The organism is Pararhizobium qamdonense (genome assembly GCF_029277445.1).
GTDB classification, from domain to species: Bacteria; Pseudomonadota; Alphaproteobacteria; order Rhizobiales; family Rhizobiaceae; genus Pararhizobium; species Pararhizobium qamdonense.
Genome location: NZ_CP119566.1, coordinates 1554249 through 1580637, shown reverse-complemented (window position 1 = coordinate 1580637; position 26389 = coordinate 1554249). Strand labels below are relative to the sequence as shown.

At 62.0% G+C, this 26389-nt stretch carries 23 protein-coding genes; 4 read left to right on the top strand and 19 right to left on the bottom strand.

Features of this window, described 5'->3' with window-relative positions:
• Nucleotides 1-81 precede the first annotated feature (81 nt).
• On the top strand, nucleotides 82-1245 hold the full coding sequence (locus PYR65_RS07620; RefSeq protein ID WP_276120527.1) for a dihydrodipicolinate synthase family protein: 1164 nt from the start codon (nucleotides 82-84) through the stop codon (nucleotides 1243-1245).
• A gap of 18 nt (nucleotides 1246-1263) precedes the next feature.
• Here the strand turns inward: PYR65_RS07620 and PYR65_RS07615 are convergent, their stop codons facing one another.
• The 17 genes from PYR65_RS07615 to PYR65_RS07535 all read right to left on the bottom strand — a co-directional run bounded on the left by PYR65_RS07615 (nucleotide 1264) and on the right by PYR65_RS07535 (nucleotide 20912).
• The gene (locus tag PYR65_RS07615; RefSeq protein WP_276120526.1) at nucleotides 1264-2124 is read right to left on the bottom strand and encodes a TIGR01459 family HAD-type hydrolase; all 861 of its coding nucleotides are present in this window, start codon (nucleotides 2122-2124) and stop codon (nucleotides 1264-1266) included.
• Nucleotides 2121-3410 (bottom strand): FGGY-family carbohydrate kinase, encoded by a 1290-nt coding sequence (locus PYR65_RS07610; protein ID WP_276120525.1) that lies wholly within the window; start codon nucleotides 3408-3410, stop codon nucleotides 2121-2123. The genes PYR65_RS07615 and PYR65_RS07610 overlap by 4 nt, the downstream gene beginning before the upstream one ends.
• Nucleotides 3407-4462: a class II aldolase/adducin family protein gene (locus PYR65_RS07605; protein WP_276120524.1), complete on the bottom strand. Its 1056-nt coding sequence runs from the start codon at nucleotides 4460-4462 to the stop codon at nucleotides 3407-3409. The genes PYR65_RS07610 and PYR65_RS07605 overlap by 4 nt, the downstream gene beginning before the upstream one ends.
• Nucleotides 4463-4477: 15 nt before the next feature.
• Nucleotides 4478-5989 (bottom strand): glycerol-3-phosphate dehydrogenase, encoded by a 1512-nt coding sequence (locus tag PYR65_RS07600; RefSeq protein ID WP_276120522.1) that lies wholly within the window; start codon nucleotides 5987-5989, stop codon nucleotides 4478-4480.
• Nucleotides 5990-6055: 66 nt separating this feature from the next.
• On the bottom strand, nucleotides 6056-6727 hold the full coding sequence (locus PYR65_RS07595) for a class II aldolase/adducin family protein (protein ID WP_276120521.1): 672 nt from the start codon (nucleotides 6725-6727) through the stop codon (nucleotides 6056-6058).
• Between the two features lie 10 nt (nucleotides 6728-6737).
• The gene (locus PYR65_RS07590; RefSeq protein WP_276120520.1) at nucleotides 6738-7775 is read right to left on the bottom strand and encodes a 2-hydroxyacid dehydrogenase; all 1038 of its coding nucleotides are present in this window, start codon (nucleotides 7773-7775) and stop codon (nucleotides 6738-6740) included.
• A gap of 10 nt (nucleotides 7776-7785) precedes the next feature.
• Nucleotides 7786-9348: an FGGY-family carbohydrate kinase gene (locus tag PYR65_RS07585; protein ID WP_276120519.1), complete on the bottom strand. Its 1563-nt coding sequence runs from the start codon at nucleotides 9346-9348 to the stop codon at nucleotides 7786-7788.
• Nucleotides 9348-10472, bottom strand: coding sequence for an ABC transporter ATP-binding protein (locus PYR65_RS07580; RefSeq protein WP_060639653.1), 1125 nt, complete (start codon nucleotides 10470-10472; stop codon nucleotides 9348-9350). The genes PYR65_RS07585 and PYR65_RS07580 overlap by 1 nt, the downstream gene beginning before the upstream one ends.
• A complete protein-coding gene (locus PYR65_RS07575) occupies nucleotides 10469-11587 on the bottom strand; it encodes an ABC transporter ATP-binding protein (RefSeq protein WP_276120518.1) in 1119 nt (372 codons plus the stop codon). Before PYR65_RS07575 ends, PYR65_RS07580 begins: the two co-directional genes overlap by 4 nt.
• A 3-nt stretch (nucleotides 11588-11590) precedes the next feature.
• Nucleotides 11591-12448, bottom strand: a complete 858-nt coding sequence (locus PYR65_RS07570; RefSeq protein WP_060639651.1) for a carbohydrate ABC transporter permease — start codon at nucleotides 12446-12448, stop codon at nucleotides 11591-11593.
• 10 nt (nucleotides 12449-12458) lie between these two features.
• Nucleotides 12459-13382, bottom strand: a complete 924-nt coding sequence (locus tag PYR65_RS07565) for a carbohydrate ABC transporter permease (protein WP_060639650.1) — start codon at nucleotides 13380-13382, stop codon at nucleotides 12459-12461.
• Nucleotides 13383-13538: 156 nt separating this feature from the next.
• The gene (locus PYR65_RS07560) at nucleotides 13539-14975 is read right to left on the bottom strand and encodes an extracellular solute-binding protein (RefSeq protein WP_060639649.1); all 1437 of its coding nucleotides are present in this window, start codon (nucleotides 14973-14975) and stop codon (nucleotides 13539-13541) included.
• A 201-nt stretch (nucleotides 14976-15176) separates the two neighbouring features.
• Complete coding sequence (locus PYR65_RS07555) at nucleotides 15177-16142, bottom strand: sugar-binding transcriptional regulator (protein WP_060639758.1); 966 nt, start codon at nucleotides 16140-16142, stop codon at nucleotides 15177-15179.
• Nucleotides 16143-16357: 215 nt separating this feature from the next.
• The gene (locus PYR65_RS07550; protein WP_276120517.1) at nucleotides 16358-17341 is read right to left on the bottom strand and encodes an ABC transporter permease; all 984 of its coding nucleotides are present in this window, start codon (nucleotides 17339-17341) and stop codon (nucleotides 16358-16360) included.
• 6 nt (nucleotides 17342-17347) lie between these two features.
• Nucleotides 17348-18346: an ABC transporter permease gene (locus tag PYR65_RS07545; RefSeq protein WP_060639647.1), complete on the bottom strand. Its 999-nt coding sequence runs from the start codon at nucleotides 18344-18346 to the stop codon at nucleotides 17348-17350.
• Nucleotide 18347: 1 nt separating this feature from the next.
• Nucleotides 18348-19844 (bottom strand): sugar ABC transporter ATP-binding protein, encoded by a 1497-nt coding sequence (locus tag PYR65_RS07540; RefSeq protein ID WP_276120516.1) that lies wholly within the window; start codon nucleotides 19842-19844, stop codon nucleotides 18348-18350.
• Between the two features lie 84 nt (nucleotides 19845-19928).
• Nucleotides 19929-20912, bottom strand: coding sequence for an ABC transporter substrate-binding protein (locus PYR65_RS07535; protein WP_060639645.1), 984 nt, complete (start codon nucleotides 20910-20912; stop codon nucleotides 19929-19931).
• A gap of 177 nt (nucleotides 20913-21089) precedes the next feature.
• Between PYR65_RS07535 and PYR65_RS07530 the strand changes: the two genes are divergently transcribed.
• Both PYR65_RS07530 and PYR65_RS07525 read left to right on the top strand, forming a co-directional pair.
• Nucleotides 21090-22166: a LacI family DNA-binding transcriptional regulator gene (locus PYR65_RS07530; protein ID WP_060639644.1), complete on the top strand. Its 1077-nt coding sequence runs from the start codon at nucleotides 21090-21092 to the stop codon at nucleotides 22164-22166.
• 83 nt (nucleotides 22167-22249) lie between these two features.
• Complete coding sequence (locus PYR65_RS07525) at nucleotides 22250-23113, top strand: FkbM family methyltransferase (RefSeq protein ID WP_276120515.1); 864 nt, start codon at nucleotides 22250-22252, stop codon at nucleotides 23111-23113.
• Between the two features lie 5 nt (nucleotides 23114-23118).
• Here PYR65_RS07525 and PYR65_RS07520 read toward each other — a convergent pair whose 3' ends face one another.
• Nucleotides 23119-23601 carry a class I SAM-dependent methyltransferase gene (locus PYR65_RS07520; RefSeq protein WP_276120514.1) on the bottom strand — a complete coding sequence of 161 codons (483 nt, stop codon included), beginning with the start codon at nucleotides 23599-23601 and terminating at the stop codon, nucleotides 23119-23121.
• A gap of 188 nt (nucleotides 23602-23789) precedes the next feature.
• Between PYR65_RS07520 and PYR65_RS07515 the strand changes: the two genes are divergently transcribed.
• Entirely contained in the window at nucleotides 23790-24962 is a 1173-nt protein-coding gene (locus tag PYR65_RS07515; RefSeq protein ID WP_276120513.1) for a DUF3095 domain-containing protein, read from the top strand.
• A 19-nt stretch (nucleotides 24963-24981) separates the two neighbouring features.
• On the opposite strand, the gene PYR65_RS07510 is transcribed toward PYR65_RS07515, so the two are convergent.
• Nucleotides 24982-26325: a nucleotide sugar dehydrogenase gene (locus PYR65_RS07510; RefSeq protein WP_276120512.1), complete on the bottom strand. Its 1344-nt coding sequence runs from the start codon at nucleotides 26323-26325 to the stop codon at nucleotides 24982-24984.
• Nucleotides 26326-26389 lie beyond the last annotated feature (64 nt).

The window sequence follows — 26389 nt, the reverse complement described above, 5'->3', positions numbered from 1 at the left end:
TCGTTTATCCACCAAATTATCTCTTGAAGTTTGGAACGATCTAAATTATTCGGCTTTCACTAGCCTTAGGAGGAGCCCCGCATGTCCGCCACCCTGCCGCTGCCGCGCGCCGACGGTTCGCTTGAGATCTACCGCTTGACGGGAACCCCGATCGCGCGGCCGCAGACGGTCCCCGTCTTCAACCGCATCGCCTATGCGGCCGCCCATGTCGTCTCCGATCCGCTGCGCGATCTCGACCCCTGGGGCCGGCCTGCGATCGACTGGGAGCGGACCATGGCGTTTCGCCATCACCTCTGGGCGCTCGGCTTCAAGATCGCAGAAGCGATGGACACTTCGCAACGCGGCATGGGTCTGAACTGGGCGGGTGCGCAGGAACTCATCCGCCGGTCGCTCACGGAGGCCCGCAGCGTGCCGGGCGCCGATCTCGCCTGCGGCGCGGGCACCGATCATCTTTCCCCCGCCGATACCCGCTCGCTCGACGACGTCATCCGCGCCTATGAAACCCAGGTCGGCTTTGTCGAATTGGAAGGCGGCCGGTCGATCATGATGGCAAGCCGTGCGCTTGCGCGCATCGCCGCATCGCCGGACGATTACCGCAAGGTCTACGGCCGCATCCTGTCGCAGACCAAGGACAAGGTGGTGCTGCACTGGCTCGGCGATATGTTCGATCCGCAGCTGAAAGGTTATTGGGGCTCGGAAAATTTTGAAACCGCGCTCGATACCGTGCTTTCGATCATCGAGGACAACAAGTCCAAGGTCGAAGGCATCAAGATCTCGCTGCTCGATAACGCCTGCGAAGTCGCCCTGCGCAACCGCCTGCCCGGCGATATCCTCTGCTTTACCGGCGACGATTTCAATTATGCCGAACTGATCGAAGGCGACGGGCAGAAATACAGCCATGCCCTGCTCGGCATCTTCGACGCCGTCGCGCCATCCGCCTCAAAGGCGCTGGCTGCACTGGCATCGGGCGATACCGGTACGTTCCGCGCGGTGATCGAGCCGACCGTGCCGCTGTCGCGGAAGATCTTCGAGGCGCCGACGCAATATTACAAGGCGGGCGTCGTCTTCCTCGCCTGGCTGAACGGCCATCAACGGCATTTCACCATGCCCGCCGGCATGCAATCCGCCCGTGGCGTCCTGCACTATGCCGACATTTTCCGCCTGGCCGACAAGGCCAATGTCCTGGATATGCCGGATATGGCGGCGGAGCGGATGAAGGCGTTTCTGGTTACGCAAGGGTTTTGAGCGCAGCGAACGGCAGTGCTAGCGCCCGGACCAGGTGAAAGCCGGCAGGATGAAGTCGGGCATGGCGCCATGCTCGGCAAACAGCGCCTGGCGCTGCGCGTCCGATGCGGTTTCCAGAATGCCCGTCGTCACCAGGATCGATTTCAGCCCGGCGCCTGCCGCACCGGCAATGTCATGCTCGATACTGTCGCCGATGCAGCAGATTTTCTGAGGTGGAAGGTCCCCGAGGAATTCGCGTGCCGTCGCATAGATGTCGGCAAACGGCTTGCCGATCCAGCGGACCTGCCCGCCCAGTTCCTCGTAAAGCTCGGCGATCCGCCCCGCTCCGAAGGCCGTGCCCTCCTTCGTCAGCATGATCTTGTCCGGATTGGTGCACAGGCACGGCACGCCACGCCTGGCCGCCGGCGCCAGCAGCGTCTCGTAAAACGACAGCGGATGGAGATCCCCTTCGCTGGCCGCAAGCATGATGAAATCCGCATCTTTGCCGCTTTCGGTCCGCTCAAGACCCAGCCCGTCAAGCGGCGAGGTATCGCCGTCGCGGCTGACCAGCAGGCATTTGCGCGCCACACCGCCTGCGCCCTGCCCGCTTTCCCTCTGCAGGATACGCCAGGCGACCTCGCCGGAGGTCAAGAACCAGTCCCAGCTCGTGCGATCGAAACCAAGGGCTGCAAGCCGCCGGTCATTCTCCGCCGAACGCTTGCCGGAATTGGACAGGATGATGATGGTCTTTCCGGCCTGTTTCAGCCGGATCAGCGTGTCCACCGCCCCCGGATATGGCCCCTTGCCATCCCGCAGCACGCCGAACTGATCGATCAGAAACGCGTCGAAACGCTCGGCGGCCTCATCAAGGCCGGCGATTTCCAGTGGTCCGCCGCTCATATCACACCCGCCAATTTGGCGCCCGTCAGCGCAAGCCGCGCCGTGCCGGCCGCTGCCTCTTCCGAGGCCACAGGCAGAAACGATACCGGTATTTTGCGGTTGCGTATCTCAGCCCAGACCGCATTCTTTGCCCCGCCGCCGACCGTTCGGATGGAGCGCAGCGGCGGACTGCCGAGCGAAACCAGCCGCTCATAGGCGAGAGCCTCGACACCGGCGATCCCCTCGAAGATCGCCTTCAGGAACAGGGCATCGCTATCCGGCCGCGGTGTCATGCGCGGCTTCATCGCCGGATCGTTGACCGGAAACCGCTCGCCATCCCTGACCAGCGGATAATAGTGAAGACCGGTATCGTCAGCCGGATCGATGTCCGCAGACAGGGCGGCAATCTGCGCATTGTCGAAATGCGCCGCTAGGACCACGCCGCCGGTATTGGAAGCCCCACCCGCCAGCCACATGTCGCCGATCCGGTGGCTGTAGAGACCGTATTCCGGCGCAAACAGCGGCTGCCCGGACAGCATCTTCACCGTCAGCGTCGTCCCGAGCGCCGAGACGGCATCGCCGGGCTGATCGGCGCCCGTTGCCAGAAACGATGCGCAGCCATCCGTGGTGCCCGCGACAATCACGACGTCATCACTAAGGCCGAATGCGTCCGCTGCCTCAGCGGAAATTCCGGCAACCGGCGATCCTGCCGGCAGAACGTTCGGCAGCAGATCGGGCCGCATGCCCGTTGCGGCAATCCAGTCCGGCCAAGTGCGCGATACCGGGTCATAGCCGGTCTTCAAGGCATTGTTCTCATCGGACACATCGTAGAGCCCGGTGAAATGCCCGGCAAGCCAATCGGCCTGATGGATGATCCGGAAGACCCCCGGCACGGCCTGAAATGCCAGAGCCTTCGCCAGACCGGACGTCGCCCCATGCGCCGCACTTTCTTTCGGCGCATGCGCCTTGATCAGCGCCAGGATATCCGCGTCTTCGACCGGATCATTGTACATCATCGGCACCGCCAGCGGCGCACCGTCGGCGCTGACCGGCAGCATCGTGCCGGAGGTGCCGTCGATCGCGATCGCCCGGACCTGCCTGCGGTTAATCGCATCCAGCACCTGCCCCAAGGCCGTCTGCACCGCCTGCCACCAGACGGCCGGATCCCGGTGATCAGCGGAAAAATCCGCAAGTTTCGACGAGCCGGCGGCGACGACGTTGAAGGCAGCATCCATCGCCACCGCGCGCGCACCGGATGTGCCGATATCGATGCCGATCACCAGCGGCTTTTTTGCGTCACCCGTCATTGCAGCGTCTTTCCGGCCCGGTTCAGTTCCTGCCGGTATTTTTCCGCATCCCAACCGAGAAGCTCGCCGTTTTCGGCATCCGTCAGATAGCGCAGCCGCGCACCCTCACTGACCCGGCCGAGCACATCCGAGAGGCAGCGCGCCATGGCCAGCGCACCGGCCGTGACGTCCTTGGCGACCAGCACGCCCTTGCCCGGAAACAGCAATGCCGGTGGAACGGCCTGCCCCTCGGCGCGATGCCGCTCCTCGATCGAGGCTGCCGTATCGCCGGGGGCTGCAACAAACGAGCCGCGCCCGAGAAAGATCACATGGTCCGGATAGAGGCTGCCCCCGGCCGCGATGCGGCAGCTTGCCAGATCGGTGGCGGCATCATGGATCAGGCTTTCCTGCGGCAAGGTGAACTGACTGCCCACCGCCAGCCGCGACAGGGCCGCGATATCCGCATCCGGCGCCGTGCGGCGCGGCAGGGCGAGCCTTTGGGAGACCTCGGCGAGAAGACGCTCCGCCTGCGCCACCGTTTCGCCGGCCACCGCAAGACCGTGATTGCCGAGGATGAGCACGCTGGTATCCGGCCGGATCCGCGCCGCAATTGCCTTGGCGAGCGGCAGGCCCGGCCGCGCATAGGGCACGAACACATGCGGGATATCCGGCAGTTTCGAGGCGGCGATGGTTTCGCCGTTGACCTGGACAGCAGTTGCGATGGTCTCGACGCAATGAACGTGGATCACCACCTTCTGCGGCATCAGCGCATGCACTGTCGTTTCGATCGAGGGCCGCAAGCCGGACGGATTGCGATCCCGGATGACGAAATCCTGCGCCTTCTCCGTGGAAGGATCATCGCGCTCCAGCGCATCGAGCAGAGCATCGAGCGCCACCGGCACCATCACGTCGCGCTCGCGGGCATGGGCAAGCCAAAGCCCCGATGCCTTGATCCACAGCGTGCCGCCTTCCTTGATCGAGGTATTGCCGCCGGCCGCCTGCACCAGCGACGGATCGGCACCGACCCGGGCCGACACGTCCAGAAGGGCTTCGAATTCAAAACTTTTCACCATTGTCTCCGATATGTCTCAAGCCGCCTGCGGCTGTTGCAGACACCAGGAAGCGAACGCCTCGCGCTCGGCCGGTGTCATGTGCAAACCGTGTTTCGTACGGCGTTCCAGAATGTCCTGCGGCGTTTGCGCCCATTCGGTCTTGATCAGGAACCGCGCCTCGCGCTCGCGCAGCAACGGGCCGAAAGCAGCACCGAGATCGTCGAGCGAGGCGGCGCCGGAAAGCAGATCATGCGCACGCGTGCCGTAAAGCCGGGCGTAATGCTTGGCAAGACCGGCGGGAAGCCACCGGTACCGGGCGCTGAGATCTGCGAGGAACTGCTCGAAATCTGCGTCTTGCATATCGCCGCCGGGCAGAATGCCGCCTGCGGTCCAGCCCGGCTTCATCGCCGGGAAGAACGGCCTGATCTTTTCCAGCGCATGTTCGGACAACTTGCGGAATGTGGTGATCTTGCCGCCGAAGACGGACAGCAGCGGCGCGTTGCCGCCGTCCGCATCGACCTCGAAAATATAATCGCGCGTCACGGCGGACGGGTTTTCGGCATTGTCGTCATAGAGCGGCCGCACGCCTGAGAAGCTGTGGACGATATCGCCGGGCGTCAGCTGCTGTTTGAAATAGCGGTTCACGGATTTGATCAAATAGTCGATCTCGTTTGCATCCGCCTTCACGTCTTCCGGGCGCCCCTCATAGGGAATATCGGTCGTCCCGATCAGCGCCAGGTCGTTTTCATAGGGGTTGATGAAGATCACCCGCTTGTCCGGGTTCTGCACGAGATAGGCCTGCCGCCCCTCCCAGAATTTCGGCACGATGATATGGCTGCCCTTGACCAGGCGGACATTGCGGCGGGAATTCAGCCCGGCAACCCGGCCGATGACATCGTTCACCCAGGGACCCGCCGTGTTCACCACGCAGCGTGCCTTGAGCGCTGTCTTTCGGCCCGTGCCGGTTCCGGTCATCTCGATATCCCAGAGATCGCCATTGCGGCGCACCGAGGTGCAGGCGGTCCGGGTGTGGATTTTCGCGCCGCGCTGCTGCGCATCGAGCGCGTTGAGCAGCACCAGGCGGGCATCATCCACCCAGCAGTCGGAGTATTCGAACGCCTTGCGATACTCCGTCTTGACCGGCGCGCCCTCCGGCGCTGTCCGCAGGTTGAGCGTGCGCGTGCCCGGCAGGCGTTTGCGGCCGCCGAGATGATCGTAGAGAAACAGCCCGAGCCGCACGAGCCAGGCCGGCCGGTCGGACGCGCTGTGCGGCAACACGAACCGCATCGGCCAGATGATATGCGGCGCGGATTGAAGCAGCACCTCGCGCTCGATCAGCGCCTCGCGCACCAGCCGGAATTCATAATATTCGAGATAACGCAGGCCGCCATGCACAAGCTTGCCGGAGCGCGAACTGGTCCCCTGAGCCAGATCGTCCTTTTCGCAGAGCACGACCGACATGCCGCGCCCGGCCGCATCGCGGGCAATGCCGGCGCCGTTGACGCCGCCGCCGATGATGAACAGGTCGATGATCCCTTCAGCACTCACGCTCGTCTCTCCTGTATAACGTGCATTGGACCAAGCATGACCCGCCGGCACCTTCGCTCGCCTGCGTCATCCATTCGCGGCCTTCTTTGCGCCATCCTGCAATCCGTAGCTGGCAAAGCCCTTGCGGACGCCGGCAATCTCTTCCGCTGGCAACACGACCGGGCCGCCGATCAGCAGCGCGTGGTAATATTGCTTGGCAATGGTCTCCAGTTCGACGGCTGCCCACATCGCCTTTTCGAGGCTGGCACCGGTGGCGAGCATGCCGTGATTGGCCATCAGGCAGGCGGTGCGGCCCTCCATTGCCTTGAGGATATTGTCCGACAGTTCCTTGGTGCCGTAGCGCGCATAGTCGCAGACCTTCACATCGTCACCACCGAAGGCGGCGATCATGTAGTGGCAGGCGGGGATCGGCCTATGCGCAATGGCGAGAATGGTCGAATAGATCGCATGCGTATGGATGACCGCGTTCACCTCGGGCCGGCTGCGCAGGATATCGAGATGGAAGCGCCATTCCGTCGACGGTTTGCGCGGCCCGTCCCAGGCGCCGTATTCGCCCTCCAGCGGCAGCGAGGCTATCATGTCCGGCGTCATCTCGTCATAGGGTGCCGCCGACGGCGTGATCAGCATGCGGTCTTCATAGCGGGCGCTGATATTGCCGGATGTGCCCTGGTTGATCCCGAGCGCATTCATCTTGCGGCAATGATCGATGATCGACTGGCGAACGTAATTCTCTGTCATTGCGGCGCCCTCAGCACGGATTGACCGGCGGCAGGCCGGCGATGTAGCGGCGCACCTCTTCGGCCGCCATCTCTGCGGCATAGGTGACCGTGCGCACGGATGCCCCGGCAATATGCGGCGTCAGCGTCACGTTCGGCAATTGCAACAGCGGCCAGTCGGCAGGCACCGGTTCGACGGCAAAGGTTTCCAGCATGGCGGACGAAAGCGGGCCGTTCACTAAGGCCTCATACAGCGCATCATAGTCGCAGAGCGGTCCGCGCGCCGTGTTTACGAAGATCGCACCCGGCTTCATTTTGGCAAAGCTTTCGGCGTTCATCATATTCCGCGTCTCGTCCGACACCCGCGCATGCAGCGTCACGAGATCCGAGCGCGACAGGAGATCATCGAAGCTCACATGCTCGACACCGGCATTGCGGTCATCGGCAGACAGCTGGACATAGGGATCGTAGACCAGCACCTTGGTTCCGAATGCCCGCAGCAGCCGCACCACCTTGGTGCCGATATTGCCATAGCCGACGATGCCGACGGTCATTTCCGAAAGCTCGCGGCCGGTCTTGTCGGCACGGTAGAGTTCGCCGCGCCATTCGCCCTTGCGCAGGGATTCGTGGCCGGACCGGATCAGCCGGGTTTCGGCAAGGATCGCGCCAAGGGTAAATTCGGCAACTGCACTCGCATTGCGGCCGGGCGTGTTGACCACCAGAACACCGGCATCGCGCGCGGCATTCATATCGATATTCACCGGCCCACCACGCGAAACCGCGACGAATTTCAGGTCCGGCAACTTGGAAAACATGCCGCGGGAAAACGGCGCCAGCTGTGTAATCACCATCTCCGCATCCGCAACGAACGCGATGATGTCGTCGGCCTTGCCCATATATTCCTTCAGGCCGTCCATGCCCTCCACCGCATAGCCATGCTCCATCGGCTCATCCGGCCAGGGCTGTTCGAGAAGACGGATATCATGCCCCTCGCCACAGGCTTCCACGACCTTGTCGCGAAAGACCGTCGGCAGCATGAACCGGTCTCCGATGATGGCAATTTTCTTCATTTCAGTCTTCCTATTCAGATGCCGGGGCGGCGCCGTGGGACAGGGCGTGCCAGACCGGACGAAGGGACAGGCGCGATTGCCTGTAGAGTGGAAACGCCGCGTCAAAACGCGCCGCCATGGCTTTGTCGGCCGGTTCCGCCGGCCGCTGGTAGGGGGTGACCCATTCCTTGACGCACTCTTCCATCGAGCCGTAGATGCCGAGCGAGACGGCGGCGATCATCGCCGTACCGGCAGCCCCCGCCTCCTCGCGCTCGCTGGTCTGCACCGATGAACCGAGCGCGCCGCCAAGAATGCGCCGCAAGGATGCGCTGCGCGCCGCACCGCCCGTCAGCCGCACCCGCGATGGCAGCGGCCCCATCTCGACGTAGCAATCGCGCGATGCCATGGCGAGACCGTTGAAGACGGCGCGGACCATGTCGGCAAAGCCGTGGTTGAGATCAAGCCCGATGAAGGATGCCCGCGCAGACGCATCGACGAACGGCCCGCGCTCGCCGGCCTCGGAAATATAGGGATGGAAGAGAAGCGAGGTTTCCTTGGCCTGCGACAGCCAGTCCTCGACATGGCCGAGCAGCTCGGTCTTGCTCTTCTCGATCCCCATGCCCTTCAGCACGCTGCCGGCCAGGGACAGGATCCAGTCTATATTGAGCGTTGCCGCCATGTTCGACTGCATCTGCGCATAATGGCCTGATATCGGCATGCACATGGTGTAGCCGGTGAGGTCCTTGTTGAGCTGCACGTCGTCAGGGCTTTTCGCCAGCCGCATATGCATGCCGGTCGAGCCGATGATCGAGCAGCCGGTATCGGTGCCCGGCTCGTAAAGCCCGGCGCCGAGCGAGGTGCAGACGACATCGACATAACCGAGCACAACAGGGGTTCCCGCCAGAAGCCCTGTCAGGGTGGCTGCCGCATCGCTCAACGCATGCCGGGTAACAGCGCCATCGACGATTTCAGGCAGGAGGTAGCGCTGCTGGCGCAGGTCGAGAAAGTCGATGACATCCTCGCAATATTGCCGGGTGCGAAAATCCCCGAAGGTGAAATTGGCCTCGGAGGGATCGGTCGCCCGCTGGCCGGTCAGCTTGAAATAGAGCCAATCCTTGCAGTGAAATCCGGTCGTAGCGCCTTCGATCATCTCGGGCGCATTTTCAAGGATCCACCTGAGCTGCGAGCCCATCTGGCAGGCGGCAAGGCCGGAGCCGGTATGGGAAAAGCGCGTGGCATCGCCACTGTCGCGGCGCAGGCGCTCGACGGTATCGCCGGCGCGGGCATCGAGCCAGAGCCAGCCCTTGCCCACGGGATCACCGTTTTTGTCGATCAGCCAGGTGCCGTCGCCCTGGCCGGTCACCGAGATCGCCGCAACCCGGCTGGCAAGGTTCTCCACCTTGCCGGCGAGATCGGCCAGCGTCTTTGCGGTATCGGCCCAGGTGCGGTCAAGATCCTGAACGACACCCCGGCCGCCCTCGCTTTCATAACTGTTAGGAATGGCTGAAAACGCGATCTGCTTGCCGCCCAGGTCAAAGGCGACCGACTTGATGACGGAGGTTCCCGCATCGATCCCGATCAGGATATCGCGCATCAGGCCAGCTCCTGCCCATGGCTGATGGCCCGGCCGCTCTCGCCGTCGAACACGTGCAGGCTCGAGGGATCAAGCCGGATACCGACATTCTCGCCGATGGCCAGATTGGTGCGGTCATGTTCGACCAGCACCATCGTGCCGCCGGCAAAATCGGTGGCGATATGGGTCTGGTCGCCCAGCCACTGGTTGACAGCCACTTTCGCACCAACGCCGCCTTCGCTGCGGCGCACGGCATAGGGCCGGATGCCAAGCACGACCTTGCTGCGCTTCATCAGTTCGGCACGCACTTCATGCGAAAAATCCGACGCCTTGTAGTCAAGCTTCACGCCCTCGTTCAGACCGAAAGAGACGGTATCGCCGGTGCCGGAAATCCCCGCCGAAAACACGTTCATTGGCGGCTCGCCGACAAAGGTGCCGGTAAACAGATTGGCCGGACGCTCCTTGATCATCTGCGGCGTATCGAACTGCTGCAGCACGCCGCCCTCCATGACGGCGATCCGGTCGGCCAGCGCATTGGCCTCCGTCTGGTCGTGGGTGACGAGAATGGCGGTCAGGCCGCGCTCCTTGATAAAATGCTTGATGCGGCCGCGCAAAAGCGCGCGCAACTGCGGCTCCAGCTGCCCCATCGGCTCGTCGAGCAGATGCAGGTCGGCATCGCGGATCAGCGCCCGGCCCAGCGACGCCCGCTGCTGCTGGCCGCCCGAGATCGAACTCGGATAGCGGCCCATGATATCTTCGATCTCGAGCAGCTTGGCGATATTGGCGACCTTTTCGTCCACCACGCTCTGGGAAAGCTTCGAGGCCTTCAGCGCAAAGGCGATGTTTTCGCGCACCGTCAAAGGCGGATAGAGCGAGTATCCCTCGAACGCCATGGCGACATTGCGCTTGACCGGCGCAAAGGTCTGGACCTCGCGCCCCTTCATCGCGATCGTACCGCGCGACACGGCCTCGAAGCCGGCGACCATGCGCAATGTCGAGGTCTTGCCGCAGCCGGAAGAGCCGAGAAGCGCGATGATCTCGCCCTTCTTCACGTCCATGTTCAGCTGCTTGACGGCGTGGACGCCATGATCGATCGGGCCATAGAACTTGTCGACGCCCTTGATGAACAGTGCGGTCTCGCTCATGCCGCTTCTCCATTGCGTGTCACCTGGGTTGCGGCAGACCGGATCAGCCCGCCACTCTCCTTGTCGAACAGGAAGGCCGCCTGACCATTGACGGCGATATGGGCAGGGCCAGATACGGGACCCGGCGTCCCCGCCGGCCGCGATACCAGAATTTCCCGGCCGCGTGCGGTCAGAACCAGCGTGACGGTCTTTTCGTTCAGCGGCGTTTCGGCTTCCACCGTCACCGGAATGGCGCCAGCCGCGTCCGCATCGGTAAAGGCGATTGTCTCCGGCCTCAGACCGATGACGCAGGTTTTTCCAACCACATCCGACGGCATGCCGGGCAAAGCCACCTTGACGTTCGAAAGCTCGACATAGACCCCGTCCGGTCCGGATTTCGGCGTGACATCGAGAAGATTGATGGTCGGATCGCCGAACAGACGGGCGATCTCGATATCGGCGGGGGCATTGTAGATATTCTCGGGCGTGCCGATCTGGCGGATGCGGCCCTGTGACATCACGGCGATCCGGTCTCCCAGCGCCATCGCTTCCTTGTAGTCTTGCGTCACATAGACGACTGTTGCCCCTTGCGCGGCGAGCAGGCGCGGCAATTCCAGCCGCATCTCGAAACGCAGCTTGGCGTCCACATTGCGCAAGGGATCGTCAAGCAAAAGCAGCGGCGGCGAGCCGGCAAGCGCCCGGGCGAGCGCGGTCCGCTGCTTCTGGCCGTTCGACAGCGCCTTTGGGTGGTGCGACAGGACATGATCAATCTTCAGGAGCTTGGCCACCTTGTGCACGCCCGCCGAGATCGCATCCTTCGTCGCATTGGTCGCCGTCAGCGGGCTGGCAATGTTGTCGAAGGCGCTCATATGCGGAAACAGCGCGAAGTTCTGGAAAGCCATGCCGATGCCGCGATGTTCGGCGTCGATATCGGCGACATCCTCGCCGCCGATCAGGATCTGCCCTTCCTCCGGATCGATCACACCGGCCACCAGCCGCAGCAGCACGGTCTTTCCCGCCCCAGAAGGACCGAACAGGACCAGCGTTTCGCCATCGGCCACATCCAGCGACAGATTGTCGAGAACCGTGTTGGTCTTGTAGCGCTTGACGATGTTTTTAAGCTGAAGTGTCGTCATGATTTATCCCTTCACCGCGCCGAGCGACAGGCCTTCGACGAGGTAGCGCTGGGCGTAGAGTGCAAGTGCAAGCGTCGGCGTGACCGACAGCACGATGGCCGAGGCGATCTGGCCGTACTGGATGCCCGACGAGGTGACGAAGGCAAGCGCGCCGACGGTCACCGGCTGCTTGTCGGCCGAGGCCAGCACCAGCGCGAACACGAAGTTGTTCCAGGCGAAGATGAAGGCCAGCAGGCCGGCTGCCGCAATCCCCGGACCTGCCAACGGCAGCGCGATCTTGCGGAAGGTGGCAAACCAGGAGTGACCGGCGATGCGATAGGCATATTCCACATCGGCCGAAATATCCTCGAAATAGCCGCGCACGATCCACAGGATGAGCGGCAGGCAGATCAGCTGGTAGACCCAGATCAGCCCGAAATAGGTGTCGGACAGTCCAAGCCACTGGAAATACTGGGTGAGCGGCAAGAGCACGAGCAAGGGCGGCGCAAAGCGGAAGGACAGGAGCGTGAACGCGATATCCTCCGAGCCCTTGAACTTGTGGCGGGCAAAGGCATAGGCCGCGGGAACGCCGAGAACCAGCGCGATGGCAACCGATGTCACAGACAGGAAGATCGAGTTCATCAGGTTGCGCATGAAGGCGATGTCGAGCGTGCCGGCCGCCGTCGTCAGCTTGCCGGTGATGAGTGCCGCATAGTTGGACAAGGTGGGCGTGAAGATGATCGATGGCGGGATCGCCAGAATTGTCTCGTTGGTCTGGAACGACATCAGGAAGATCCAGAAGATCGGGAACATGAAGAAGATGACGACGAGCGTCAGCGCGATCAGCCGCAGCGTTTTTTCAAGCGTGGATGTGGTTTCCATGGTTTTCCCCTCACGCTTCGCCACGGGCGCGTTCGCGCAGCCGCAGCCAGTTCTTGATGAAGATATTGGAGAGCAGGTACGTGATCGCCCACAGGATGACCATCAGCGCGGCGGAGCGTCCGACATTGGTCGACTGGAAGAAGTTGAGATAGGCTTCCACCTGGAAAACGGTCAGCGTGTTGCCCGGTCCGCCTTGCGTCATCGCATAGATGATGTCGAACTGCTGGATGCTGTCGAGCAGCCGGAACAGCGTTGCCGTCAGGATATAGGGCGTCAGCATCGGCAGGGTGATGCGGAAGAACACGAAGGTTCTCGGCACCCCATCGAGCGCCGCAGCCTCGAACGGCTGGGTCGGCAGCGAGCGCAGGCCGGCCAGCAAAAGGATCATGATGAATGGCGTATAGACCCAGATATCGACGAGAACGACGGTGAGCAGCGCCGTGCTCGGCGACGAGGCCCAGCGGAAATCATGCAGTCCGATGAGGCTGGCAAGATAGCTCAGAATACCGAAACTGGGATTGGTCATCAGCTTCCACATCAGCGCAGCGAGCGCCGGCGCGATCATCAGCGGCAAAAGCAGCATGATCGAAATGAAATTGTTGACCGTCGAACGGCGCTGCAACAGGAGCGCGATGCCGAGCCCGAGCAGGAGTTCCAGCGTCACGGTAATGCCGGCATAAAGCAGCGACACTTTCAGCGTGTTCCAGAAGGCCGGGTCGGTGAAGAAGTTGAGATAGTTTTCACCCCAGTTGAACTGCCGCGCCCAGGGCTGGCTCAGGCGGTAGCGCTGGAAGGAATAGATCACCGCGGTGAAAAAGGGGATCAGGATGCCGATGCACACAAGCAGCGCCGGCAGGCTCAGCACATAGGGCAGCATCTTCCGGCTGATGCGGAAACCTGAAGCGGGCTTGCGGAGGGTTGCTGTTGAAGCCATGTCGAGCTCCGTTCTTTGTCTGTGAAGAAAGCGCGCGGCACGCGGATCGTCCCCGCGTCAGTCCATCGGCATTTCAGGTTGTCTCAAGGTGGCGGTCAGCCGGTGTGCGGGTGCCCGGCGCTCTTTCAAGCGCCGGGCTTCTGCTTGGGAGGCAGATCAGCCGAGACCGGCTTCCTTCAGCTGGCGATCGATGCTCTCGACCAGCTGGTCGAGACCTTCGTCGACAGGCACTTCCTTGGCGACCATCTTCTGCAACGTCGCCGCCCATTCGGTGGTGACGTCGAAGAACAACGGCTGCGGCGTGAACTTGATCGATGCGCCGGCGGCAGACGCGTCGAACATATCGACATAGCCCGGATATTTGTCGAGCTTGGTGCGGAAGGCCTCATCCTTCCAGACCGACTGGCGGACCGGATCGACGAAGTCCATCTTGGTGGCGCCGAAGATCGCGTGTTCCGGACCGGTTGCCCATTGCAGGAAGTACCAGGTGGCGTCCTTGTCCTTGGAAAAGTTGGACATGGCGAGCGACCAGATCCAGATGTTCGGCGTCGAGGCCGTTGCATCCGGGTTGGCGGTGAAGGCGGCATAGGACAGCTGTCCGGCCATCTTGTTGTCGCCGCCATTCATGAAATAGCCCAGGCAATCGGCGTCGAAGATCATCGCCGACGCGCCGGCGCCCAGATCGGTACCGACCTGATACCAGGTATAGGTCGACCAATCCTTCGGGCCGCTTTCCTGGATCATCTGCACCCATTTGGCGTGGAACGCCTTGGAACCGGCCGTGCCCATCGCCGCCGACAGCTTGCCATCGGTGACGTTCAGGTCCTTTTCGTTGAAGTTCGAATAGGCCGACAGGAAGCCCGGATGGATCGTCGCCCAGGAACGCGAGCCGCGAACGCCGATACCGTAGATCCCGCCGACATCCTTCTGCAGCTTGGCGGCCACGGCGATCATGTCGTCGAGGTTCTTGGGAACCGAAACGCCGGCCTTGTCGAACATCGCCTTGTTATAGGTGATGTTGTTCTGCTCGAACGCCCACGGAATGCACCACTGCTTGGCATCGTCGGAACCGAGCGCGCCGCCGGGCTGGCCGTTCCAGGCGCAGGAATTTTTCACGCCGGGCAGGAAATCGTCCCAGGCATAGCTCGGATTGGTCTTTTCCGGATCGTTGATCCATTCCTTGAGGTCGGTGATCCAGCCGGCCGGACCGTAGGTCCAGGTCATGTAGGCACCGGTCATAAACGCATCATATTCGGTGGAACCGGACGACAAAGCCGCCGTCACCTTGTCGAAATAGACGTCTTCGGGAAACACGTCATACTTGACGTCCATGCCCGTCAGGTCCTTGAAGGCCTGCAGGTTGGCGATCATGGCGTCGGCATAGGGATGCTTGTTGAGCAAAAGCTTTACGGTCTTGCCGGAATGTTTCTTCCAGTCAAAATCGGCAGCCATTGCCCTGCTCGACATCATGTTGAGCAACGTGCCGCCGGCACCGGCCGTAACGCCCATGGCGCCCAGGCCCTTCAGCATTCCGCGGCGGTCCACCTCTCCCCGCAGGAATGCACTGATCAGGTCTTTCTCTTTCTCATGCATTGGTCTTCTCCTCCTTCACGGGCAAAAAATGCTCAATTGATTGAGCCCTACCGGCTTACCCGACCGGTATGTCCTCCTGATCGCAACGCAGGCCCCGCAGCCAGCGGCCGGACGGGATGCTTTGCATTGCGAAAGACTTGTACCGGACCACTCCCAGGACCGGTCTTCAGCCTTTATTCCCGATGCCTGGAAGGCGCCGTGTCAGGCAACCTCCTCCATCAATGTCTGCGCCGTTCTCTCGTCGGTGATCAGACCGCTCAGAAACCGGCTTTCCAGCACGGCGCGAATGGCGCGAGCCTTGACCTTGCCGCCGGCAACGGCGACCGTGCGGCGGTTTTTCAGCGCCTCGCGGCTCAGCGTAAACGTGCGGTTGGACAAAGAGGTCTCGATCGGCTGGCCCTTGTCATCGAAGAAATGGCCGAGCAATTCGCCCGCACCGCCGCCCTTCTTGATTTCCTCCAGTTCGCCCTTTTCGATCATCCCGGTTGCCACCAGCGATGCTTCCCGCTCGACCGTGCCGATGCCGACGAGGAGCAGATCGGCGCTGCTGGCGAGATCGAAGATTTCCCGCACGCCGCGCTGGTTGAACAGAACGTCCCGGTCTTCGACCGTGTTGGCGAAAAACGGCACCGGCATCACATAGGCTTCCGCGCCGGTCCGTTCGGCCAACCGGTGGATCACGTCATGCGGATTGGCAGAGAACCGCCGCGTCAGGCCCCCGAGCAGCGAGACGAAGCGGACGTCCCTGTTGGTGGTGCGCGGCAGATATTCGACGCAGGCCGCCAGTGTGCGCCCATGGCCCATGCCGATCAGCAGGGAGCCGTCCTTCTCAATCTCGCGCTTGAGAAACTGCGCGCCGGAAATGCCGAGCGCCTTCAGCGGCAGTTCCTCCGGATCGAAATCCGGCACCACTTCGCAATAGTCGAGGCCGTAGCGGGCGGAAAGCTTCTGTTCCAGCTCGACGCATTCGGAGACTTCGCCATCGATATAGACCTTCACCAGGCCTTCCTGATTGGCCCGGGTGATGAGGCGGTGCGCCTTGAGGGATGTCAGGCCCAGGCGCTTGGCAACTTCGGCCTGGGTCAGGCCGCCGGCATAGTGCAGCCAGGCCGCACGCGTCGCCATGCTCGACTCGTCATCCCGGATGGACCCTGCGCCCGCAACCATCTCCGCCCTCGCCTCTGCCATATTTTTCATGGCATGATATTTTTATCTCTTGCTGAAAGAATTTTCATGACCTGAAAAATTTGTCAAGCGGCTTCGATGCGGCGGCGCACCAATTCGATATGCGCTTGCAACAGGAGGGGCTCGCGTGTGGACAAGCGCAAAACGCGCCCGGTTACCCGGACGCGCTTGGAATTACGGCGGCGATTTTAGGAGGTCTAGGCCTCGGTCTTCTTCATCAACCGGGCCTGCAGCACCACGACGACCAGAAGGAAGGCGCCGCGGATGACGGATTGCCAATAGGCCGACAGCGAGATCCACCCGAGGCCGTTTTCGAAATTGAGGATGTTGAAGACCATCGCAAGCAGCAGCGCGCCCGCCAGCGTCGCACCGACCGAGCCAGAGCCGCCGGTCAAAAGCGTGCCGCCGACCACGACGGAGGCAATCGCAAACAGCTCCCAGCCCACGCCCTCGGTCGGCTGCCCCGCCCCGAACTGGGAAGCCAAGATGACGCCGGCCAGACCGGCAAGCAGCCCCGACAGCGCGTAGACAGCAAACAGCGTCTTTTCGACCTTCAACCCCATCAGGTTGGCCGTTGCCTCGCCGTCGCCGATTGCCAGAACATGGCGTCCGGCCGGATGCCGCTCCAGAAAGATCCAGCCGAGCACATAGGCCAGTGCCGCAATCCAGGCCGGGATCGGGAAGCCGAGAAAATCGTCCTGACCGATGGTGGTAAAGCCGGTATCATAGGACACCGAGACCGACTGGTTGTTGGCCAGAAGCAGCGCTGTTCCATAGGCTGCAAGCATCATAGCCAGCGTCGCGATAAACGGCTGTATGCGCATCCGCGTGATGATCAGTCCATTGATCGAACCGGCGATCAATCCGGCGGCCATGCCGCCGGCTAGTCCCGGAACCCAGCCATAGGGCGACAGATAAGCGGCCACCACGCTTGCCATCGCCGCCACGCCGCCGACAGAAAGATCAATGCCGCCGGTGATGATGACGAAGGCCATGCCGAGGGCAATCAGCGCGAACATGGAATTATAGCGCAGGAAGCTGAGAATATTGAACGGCGAGATGAAATTGTCGTAGCGCAGCGCGCCGAACAGGATCAGCCCGGCCAGCGCAAGCAGCACGCCGAGACGGGCGAAATCGCCGGAGGATTTGGCAATGAAGGGCCGCAGGAGGGTTTTGAGCATGATCCGTTACCCCTTGGCACGCTGCTGGATGAACACGGCGATGACGATCAGCCCGGCCTTGACGATCAGCGCCGCCGCATCGGGCACGCCATTGGCAAGAAGCGTATAGCGCACCAGCTGGATGACGAAGGCGCCAAGCACCGTGCCGATAATATTGGCCCGGCCGCCGGTGAGAAGCGAACCGCCGACCGCGACGGCTGCGATCGCGTCGAGCTCCATGCCGAGCCCGACCAGATTGGCGTCGCTTGCCGAATTGCGCGCAACGACAATCAGCCCGGCAATACCCGCGAGGGCACCGCTGACGATATAGACGAAGGTCTTGACGCGGCGCACGGGAATGCCGGTCAGCCGCGCCGCCTTCTCATTGCCGCCCACCGCGATAATCTGGCGGCCGATGACGGTGTAACGGATCAGGCAATGGGCCAGCACCGCAACGATGATCATGATGATCACCTGCGCCGGAATACCGGCAATGCGGCCCATGGCGATGAACTGGAAATCCGGGTTCTTGAACACCTGCAGATTGCCGTTGGTGGCTACTTGGGCAATGCCGCGGCCGGCAATGAACAGCACCAGCGTCGCGATGATCGGCTGGATCGAAAACCGCGTCACCAGCACGCCGTTGAACCAGCCGAACGCCATGACCAGAAGCACCGGCAGAATGAAGGAGAGGATGACGAGAACACCCATGTTCTCGATCGGCAGCAGCGTGCCCATGAAGATCATCGGCGCCGCAGTGCCGGCAATCGCCATCAGCGACCCGACAGACAGATCGATGCCCCCCGTTGCAATCACCAATGTCATGCCCACGGCAACGATGACGATGGTCGCCACCTGGGTCAGATTGACGTTGAGCGTCTGCCAGGAGAGGAAATTCGGCGTGACGATCAGGTTGAACAGCACGAGCAGAATGAAGGCCGCAAACGTGCCGTAGCGGCTGAGAAACTGCGCCATGTTGGGGCGGACGGGCCGCTCGCCCGGGGCGGATGTGTCGATCGTCGTCATGTCAATTCACCTGATGGGCCATGGCGGAAAGAAGCGCCGTCTCGCTGAGTTCGTCGCGCTTGAGGACGGCAACCGAACGCCCGTCGCTGAGCACCGTAACGCGGTCTGCAGCCGCCAGAAGTTCCTCCAGTTCCGACGAGATCATCAGGACGCTGAGGCCCTCGTCCGCCAGGCTGCGCAAAAGCTTGAGGATTTCCGCCTTGGCGCCGATATCGATGCCGCGCGTCGGTTCGTCGATGATCAGGATGCGCGGATCGGTGCAGAGCCAGCGGGCCAAAAGCACCTTCTGCTGGTTGCCGCCGGAAAGCTCCTTGATCGGCTGGTCCGGCGACGCGCATTTGACGCCGAGCGCCTTGATATAGCGCGTGACGATTTCCTGCTGGCGGGCGCGATCGACAATGCCGGCCTTCTTCAGCTTTGGCAAAAGCGCCAGCGTCATGTTCTCGCGGATGCTCATATCCGGAATGATGCCGTCGATCTTGCGGTCCTCGGAGACGAGCCCGATGCCATCGGCGATCGCATCGGCCGGTTCTGAATAGGTCCGCGCCTTGCCGTCGATGCGGATCGAGCCCTTTTGCAATTTATCGACCCCGAAGATGATCCGCGCGGTTTCCGTGCGGCCGGAGCCCAAAAGGCCGGCCAGGCCGGAAATCTCGCCTTCGCGCACGCTCATGCTGACATCGCGCACGCGCACACCAGACCCGGCATTGTCAACGGAAAGCCGCACCGGCTTTGCCTCGTCATCGCCGCGGTCGCGGGCAATCGCCTGGAAGGCAGCCAGTTCCTTGCCGAGCATGTGGCGGACAAGCTCCATCTTCGGCATGTCGGCCATGGTGCTCTGCGCCACCGTCTGGCCGTCGCGCATGATGGTGACGCGGTCGCAGATTTCGTAGAGTTCATCCAGCCTATGGCCGATGAAAAGCACGGCAACACCATTCTTCTTCAGCGTGCGGATCGTCTCGAACAGGATGGCGACCTCGCGCTCGTCCAGCGACGATGTCGGCTCGTCCATGATCACCAGCCGCGCCTTTTGCGTCACCGCACGGGCAATCGCGATCATCTGGCGGGTTGCGGCGCTGAAATGTCCGACGGGCATGTCCACGTCGATATCCAGATTGAAGGTCTTGAGGACGCCGGCTGCTCCTGCGCGCATCGCCCGCCGGTCCAGCAGCCCCAGCGCTGTTTTCGGCTCGCGCGACAAGTAGATGTTCTCGGCGACCGAGCGCTGCGGCGCCAGGTTGATTTCCTGATAGATCGTGGCGATGCCTTTGGCCTGGCTGGCACCGGGCGTTGCAAAGGCAACGTCCTCGTCCTCGAACCGGATCGTTCCGCTATCGCGCTGGTAAGCGCCGGTCAGGATCTTGATCAGCGTCGACTTTCCCGCACCGTTCTGGCCGACCAGCGCCATGACCTCGCCTGCGGCAATGTCGAGCGATGCTGATCGCAGCGCCGAAACCCCGGAAAACGCCTTGGAAATTTCCTGCATGGACAGCAGCATGTCCCATCCATCCTCAATAAGCACACATGAAAAGCCGGCCGGAATGGCAATGCCACCCCGGCCGGAAGCGACAGTCTTGGGAGATCAGTAGGCGCTGGACAGTTCGGCCGATGCATTGGATGCATCGTAGAACTTGTCTGTGTTGATGACCCATGCCTCGATCTTATCACCGGCGGCATAGCGCGTCATCGTCTCGAAAGCTTTCGGCCCGAAGCGCGGATTGCACTCGACGACGGCATTGATCTTGCCATCGACCACGGCCTGCACGGCTTCCTTGCCGCCATCGATCGACAGCACCAGGATATCCTTGCCCGGCACCTTGCCGGCCGCTTCGATGGCCGCAATGGCGCCGATCGCCATTTCGTCATTATGAGCGTAGATCACGTCCGCATCCGGATGCGCCTGCAACAGCGCCTCGGCAACCTGACGGCCCTTATCGCGGGCAAAATCGCCGGTCTGCGATGCGACGATCTCGAAACCGCCGGCAGCCTTGATCGCGTCGTCAAAACCCTTCTTGCGGTCATTGGCCGGCGACGAACCGGTCGTGCCTTCCAGCTCGATGATCTTCGACTTGCCATTGGCATTCTTGGCCAGCCATTCGGCGACGCGCTTGCCTTCCTCGATGAAATCGGAACCGATGAAGGTCAGATAGTCTTCACCGGCCTTGGCCAGCGACTGATCGACATTGCGGTCGAGCAGGATGACCGGAATGCCGGCCTTCTTGGCGGCCATGACGGCCGGGATCAGCGGCTTTTCTTCGCGCGGCGCAAGGAAGATGACATCGACACCCTGGGCGATCATCGAATTGACGTCGGCCACCTGCTTTGCAGCCGAACCGGCAGCATCCGTATAGACCAGCTGATAGCCGAGCTTCTGGGCTTCCGCCTTCATGCTTTCGGTCTGGGCGATGCGCCAGGGATTGTTGGATTCGGTCTGCGCGAAGCCGACCTTGTAGGTGTCTTTCTTGGCCAAAGCCGGCATTTCCGCAAAGGCAGCCGTGCCGGCCAGCGCGATGGCTCCCATGGCCGTTGCGGCGGCCAGGAACATGCGACGTGAAATCGTGGACATCGGTATTTTCTCCTCCGAAATTTACCGGTACTCCTCTACCGGGCAGTGAGCATTTTCCGCTTCACATCCGTAAATCTTGCGCTAATAATATTATCAGTCAAGCGCTAATTTATTAGCAAGCGCACAAAAAATAATTCTGCATCGCAGCAGAAACCGGGATGGAAGCGAGACGGGACGATGGCAAGAGGAAACGGGCGCAACGGCGCCTCCGAAAAACAGGGGGATTCGGGCCGGCCAACCATGACGGACGTGGCACGCATTGCCGGTGTCTCCCAATCCAGCGTCTCGCTCGTCCTCAATGAAATGTCCGGCGCCCGCATTTCCGCCGAGACCCAGATGCGGGTCCGCGAGGCTGCTCATAAAATCGGTTATCAATTACCAACCACCCGCAACGAGGTGGACACGACCCCGCATGTGGACAAGGACACGATCGCCTTCATCGTCGATGAGATCTCCACCAGCCCGCATCCCGTCGTCAGCCTCGACGGCATCCGCGACTATGCGTTCGAACAGGGGCTCTTGGTATCAGCGCACGCCACCCGCTCCAACCCGGACCTGCAGGACGCGGTGCTGCGCTCGATCCTGCGCGACCGCTCCATCGCCGGTGTGATCTATGCGACGATCTTCACCCGCAAGGTCACCGTACCGCCGCAGCTGAAGAACATCCCGACGGTGCTGCTCAACTGCTATTCCGAGCCGCGCCAGCACATGGCGATCGTCCCCGGCGAAGTGGCTGGTGGCTTCACCGCAACGGCGCATCTGACCAGTCTTGGCCACAAGCGCATCGGCTTCATCAACGGCGAACCCTGGATGGATGCGGCAATGGACCGCCTCAAGGGCTACAAGCAGGCGCTTGCCACCGCCGATATCGCCTTTGACGAAACGCTGGTGCGCGACGGCGACTGGCTGCCGCTGCGCGGTTACGAGGCCGGGCTTGATCTGCTCTCGATGGCCAATCCGCCATCGGCGATTCTCTGCGGCAACGACCTGATGGCGATCGGCGTCATGGAGGCGGCTGCCGAAAAGGGCCTGCGCGTTCCGCAAGACCTCTCCGTCATGGGCTATGACGACCAGGAACTGGCCCGCTACACCCACCCGCCCCTCTCCACCCTCGTCCTGCCCAATTACGAGATGGGCCAGAAAGCCGCCGAAATTCTCATCGACATGGCCATTCACGGCAAGCAGCCGCGCCCGATGACCATCAAGGTCGATGGCCCGCTGGTGCGGCGCGGCACCACCGGCAAACCGGCCTAAACGCGGCCTGATCGCAGAAACGACTTCATTTCCCGCTCAATCTCGTGTTGAAGAGACGAGGATACGATGGAGACGGGCAAGGCATGCAAGCGATGAAATCCTGGAAGCGCCGGCTGCGCAAATGGCGCAATCGAATGGCGAAGCGATTTCTCGCCACCCGCATGGGCCGCGACATGCTCGTCAGCGCCGTCAGCCCGAAAATCCTGTCAATGACCGCCGATTGCGGCGATCACCTGATGACCTTCTCCCCGCATGACTACATCGGCCGGAAAATCTACCGCAAGGGCCATTTCCAGCGCGAAAATGTCGAGCGCTTGCTTTCCGTTCTGCGCCAGCGGAATTTGCTGGCCAAGGACAAGGTCCTGCTCGAACTCGGCGGCAATATCGGCACGCAGACCATCTATTTCGCGCTGAGCAAGGCCTTCCGCCACATCGTCACGGTGGAGCCGGACCCGCGCAACTTCAAGCTGCTCAGAACCAATATCGACCAAAACAACCTCAACGAAGAGATCACCGCGATCAACATCGCCGCCGGCGAATGCGAAGGCACGCTCGATTTCTTCATGCACCGGGACAATCACGGCAAGAGCAGCGCGCTGCGCCAGAGCGACCGCGATATTCAGATCAAGGTTCCGGTTGAACGGGTGACCGCCATGCTGACCGAAGCGGGCGTACCGCCGCAGGATATCGGGCTGGTCTGGATGGATATCGAAGGCTATGAGCCGGTCGCAAGCCGCTCGATGCAGCCTTTGCTGGAGCGGCGGGTGCCGCTCTACATGGAATTTTCCCCGGTCTTCTACGGACCGGCGGGATCGCGCGACTTCGTCGCTTATCTCGCCGGCTTCTATGAGGATTGCATCCTCTTTTACGAAGACAGCCAGGCCGCCATGAAGGTCACCGCCCTGCCCATCGGGCAGGACCAGTTCGACGTGCTGCTCCTGCCGTAATACCTTTAGCGCTTGCGGTAGAAATAGGTGCGGCCCGGATCGGCGCCAGTGGGCAGCGGCAAAGGCTCGAGTTCGGGATGGTCGAGAGGCAGACCGCTGGCGGCAATCCCGCCGCTCTTCAGCGCCGCAACGATCGACTGCGGCAGCCAGGTCAGGGTCTTTGCATCCTTTTCCGGATAGGCCGTGCCGATATCGGCATGCGCAAATGCGATGTCCCTTCCGGCAAACTGAGCAATCGTTTCCATGATATCGCCGAGGATCAGGTCGGATTCCGGCGGCGTCGAATGCGGATGCGAACCGACGGCGCGGTCGAAAGCGATGATCCGGTTTTCAGGAAACAGCTCGCGCATATGATCGTAGGTCCGCCCGTTTCCAAGCCCGATTTCCAGGATCACGCCATCCGGCGCAACCATGGACGCCGCCTTGATATGGTTGAGAACAGCGCGCTGCGAATGCATGCGGGAGATAAAACCATCAAGGCGACTCATCAATATCTATCCATTCGTTCAAATCGTGCTGGCCGCGCTTACCACGAGAAACAGCGATGGGTCGACCGTGACGGCTGGAATTTTGCACCAGGCGCCGCTCTTTGACCGCAACGCGATCATCCGTCCTTTGTTTCAACCCGGCGTCAAACCAGTTCGCCTGCCCCGGCGAATATGTTAGCCTTGGCCGCATGAGCAAGCTTTCCAGCGAAACATTTTTCAGTGCGCTTCCCGTTTTCGTCGAGTTCGAAGGCGTTGCCGACAGTGGAAACTATCGGGCATTGCCGGCCGATTGGGCGCTGGCCACGGCCGATATCGTCGATTCCACCGGCGCGATCGAGGCAGGCCGCTACAAGGCCGTCAACATGGCCGGCGCCAGCGTCATCTCGGCCATCCTGAATGCGCTCGGCAATAACGACCTGCCCTTCGTCTTCGGCGGTGATGGCGCGATGGTTGCGGTTCCGCCCTCAGGCGTAGACAAGGCACGCGACGCGCTCTCGGCCGTGCAGGCCTGGGTCGGCGAGGAGTTGCAGCTGACGTTGCGCGCAGCATTGGTGCCCGTGGCCGATGTCATTGCGGCCGGCCTTTCGGTTGGCGTTGCTAGGTTTCAGGTCAATCCGGAGGTCTCCTACGCGATGTTTGCCGGCGGCGGCTCCAGCTGGGCCGAGGCCCGCATGAAGGAGGGCCAGTTTGCCGTTCCGCCCGCGCCATCGGGCACCCGGCCGGATCTGACCGGCCTGTCCTGCCGCTGGAACCCCATACAATCGCGCCATGGCGACATCGTCTCGATTATCGCCGTGCCCGTCGGCGCGGAAAATCTCGCCGCATTCCAGGCGCTGGTTACCGATATCGTGGCTCTCGTCGCAGGCGAGGACCGGGATGGGCATCCGGTGGCAGCCGAAGGTCCGCAGATCGGCCTGTCGATGGCAGGGCTTTCGGCAGAAACCCGGACGGCACCGAAGAGCAAGCAGTTCGGACACCGGCTTTTCATTCTGGCGCAATATCTGCTGACCGTCGGGCTTTTCCGCCTCGGGCTGACGCTTGGGCGTTTCGATCCCAAGGCATACCGGCAGGATGTCGCCAGCAACACCGATTTCCGCAAATTCGACGATGGCCTGAAAATGACCATCGACGTGGACAAGGACAGGTTCCGTCAGATCGAGGCCCGGCTGCAGCAGGCCGCAAGCGCCGGCATTTGCCGCTTTGGCCTGCACCGCCAGGATTCGGCGCTGATGACCTGCATCGTGCCGACCCCGCTCAGCCGCGATCACATGCATTTCATCGATGGCGCCGCCGGCGGCTACGCCATGGCCGCCAGCCGGATGAAGAGGCATAGCGCGCCTGCCCTGTCAGCAACGCCGTAAGACCTGTCAGGAAGACCGGTCAGGCCTTCAGGATCGTGCCGCTCTCGATGCCGCGCCGTGCAAAGGCATTGCGCGTATCGACGATCAGCGGCGCCCAGCGGGCGAGTGCTGCATAATCCACCGCATCATGGTCGGTTGCGATCAAAACCGCGTCGAAAGCCCCAACCGATTGCTCGTCCAGCTTCACGGAGGTGCGGCCTTTGAGCGCCATATATTCGCGCGTCCTTGGAATTTCAGCGACATGCGGATCGTGATAGGCAGCGCTGCCGCCCCGCTCCTCGATCAGCTCGATCAGCTTCAGCGACGGGCTTTCGCGGATATCCGGCACGTTCTTCTTGTAGGCAAGACCGATGACCAGCACTTTCGAGCGGCTGAGCGCCTTGCCTGAGCGGATATCCAAGGCTTCGGCAAGCCGTCCCACCACATGGCGCGGCATGGCCGAATTGATCTCGCCGGCAAGCTCGATGAAGCGGGTCGGCAATTCGTATTCGCGCGATTTCCAGGTGAGATAGAACGGATCGATCGGGATGCAGTGCCCGCCAAGACCCGGTCCGGGATAGAACGGCATATAGCCGAACGGCTTGGTCTTGGCGGCATCGATGACTTCCCAGATATCGATCCCCATCGCCTCGTAGACGACCTTCAGCTCGTTGACGAGGGCGATATTGACGGCGCGGAAAATATTCTCGGTCAGCTTCACCGCCTCGGCCGTCGCCGGTGACGATACCGGTACGACCGTGTGGACGACAGCGCCGTAAAAAGCCTTCATCAGGTCCGCAGCCGCCTCACCGTCACCGGCCACCACCTTCGGGATGCTCGACGTGTGGAAATCGAGATTGCCCGGATCCTCGCGCTCCGGCGAAAAACCGAGGAAGAAATCCTGCGCGGATTTGAGCCCGGTCTTTTCCAGGATCGGCCGGACGACCTCATCGGTCGTGCCGGGATAGGTGGTGGATTCCAGGACGATCAACTGGCCGGGCTTCAGCGTTTCGGCAATGCGGTCGCAGGTGCGGGTGATGAACGACAGATCCGGATCGCGATGTTTCGTCAAAGGTGTTGGAACACAGATGACGATGATATCGCACGCAGCAAGCTGGCTGAAATCGGTGGTGGCGCAAAAGCGGCCCTGCGCCGTCTCTGCGCTCAAAACAGCGTCCGGCACGGCCGCGATATAGGATTGCCCGGCATCGATGGCGACGATCTTTTGCGGATCGATATCGAAACCTGTGACGGAAAAGCCGTTGCGCGCTGCGGTGATCGCCAGCGGCAGGCCGACATAGCCGAGCCCGATCACACCGGCACGGGCACTGCGGTCTGCGATCTTTGCAAGGAGAGCCTGGCTCACGGAAGAATGGACGGTCAAATGCGTGTTCTCGACTGATCGTGACGCGCTGAAGCGCCTTTTGCGGATGCAGGTCAGTTGAGGA

Coding starts and splice junctions, on each gene's coding strand:
- PYR65_RS07620 (WP_276120527.1), top strand. CDS start 82: ATGTCCGCCACCCTGCCGCTGCCGCGCGCCGACGGTTCGCTTGAGATC.
- PYR65_RS07615 (WP_276120526.1), bottom strand. CDS start 2,124: ATGAGCGGCGGACCACTGGAAATCGCCGGCCTTGATGAGGCCGCCGAG.
- PYR65_RS07610 (WP_276120525.1), bottom strand. CDS start 3,410: ATGACGGGTGACGCAAAAAAGCCGCTGGTGATCGGCATCGATATCGGC.
- PYR65_RS07605 (WP_276120524.1), bottom strand. CDS start 4,462: ATGGTGAAAAGTTTTGAATTCGAAGCCCTTCTGGACGTGTCGGCCCGG.
- PYR65_RS07595 (WP_276120521.1), bottom strand. CDS start 6,727: ATGACAGAGAATTACGTTCGCCAGTCGATCATCGATCATTGCCGCAAG.
- PYR65_RS07590 (WP_276120520.1), bottom strand. CDS start 7,775: ATGAAGAAAATTGCCATCATCGGAGACCGGTTCATGCTGCCGACGGTC.
- PYR65_RS07585 (WP_276120519.1), bottom strand. CDS start 9,348: ATGCGCGATATCCTGATCGGGATCGATGCGGGAACCTCCGTCATCAAG.
- PYR65_RS07580 (WP_060639653.1), bottom strand. CDS start 10,472: ATGAGCGAGACCGCACTGTTCATCAAGGGCGTCGACAAGTTCTATGGC.
- PYR65_RS07575 (WP_276120518.1), bottom strand. CDS start 11,587: ATGACGACACTTCAGCTTAAAAACATCGTCAAGCGCTACAAGACCAAC.
- PYR65_RS07570 (WP_060639651.1), bottom strand. CDS start 12,448: ATGGAAACCACATCCACGCTTGAAAAAACGCTGCGGCTGATCGCGCTG.
- PYR65_RS07565 (WP_060639650.1), bottom strand. CDS start 13,382: ATGGCTTCAACAGCAACCCTCCGCAAGCCCGCTTCAGGTTTCCGCATC.
- PYR65_RS07560 (WP_060639649.1), bottom strand. CDS start 14,975: ATGCATGAGAAAGAGAAAGACCTGATCAGTGCATTCCTGCGGGGAGAG.
- PYR65_RS07555 (WP_060639758.1), bottom strand. CDS start 16,142: ATGGTTGCGGGCGCAGGGTCCATCCGGGATGACGAGTCGAGCATGGCG.
- PYR65_RS07550 (WP_276120517.1), bottom strand. CDS start 17,341: ATGCTCAAAACCCTCCTGCGGCCCTTCATTGCCAAATCCTCCGGCGAT.
- PYR65_RS07545 (WP_060639647.1), bottom strand. CDS start 18,346: ATGACGACGATCGACACATCCGCCCCGGGCGAGCGGCCCGTCCGCCCC.
- PYR65_RS07540 (WP_276120516.1), bottom strand. CDS start 19,844: ATGCTGCTGTCCATGCAGGAAATTTCCAAGGCGTTTTCCGGGGTTTCG.
- PYR65_RS07535 (WP_060639645.1), bottom strand. CDS start 20,912: ATGTCCACGATTTCACGTCGCATGTTCCTGGCCGCCGCAACGGCCATG.
- PYR65_RS07530 (WP_060639644.1), top strand. CDS start 21,090: ATGGCAAGAGGAAACGGGCGCAACGGCGCCTCCGAAAAACAGGGGGAT.
- PYR65_RS07525 (WP_276120515.1), top strand. CDS start 22,250: ATGCAAGCGATGAAATCCTGGAAGCGCCGGCTGCGCAAATGGCGCAAT.
- PYR65_RS07520 (WP_276120514.1), bottom strand. CDS start 23,601: ATGAGTCGCCTTGATGGTTTTATCTCCCGCATGCATTCGCAGCGCGCT.
- PYR65_RS07515 (WP_276120513.1), top strand. CDS start 23,790: ATGAGCAAGCTTTCCAGCGAAACATTTTTCAGTGCGCTTCCCGTTTTC.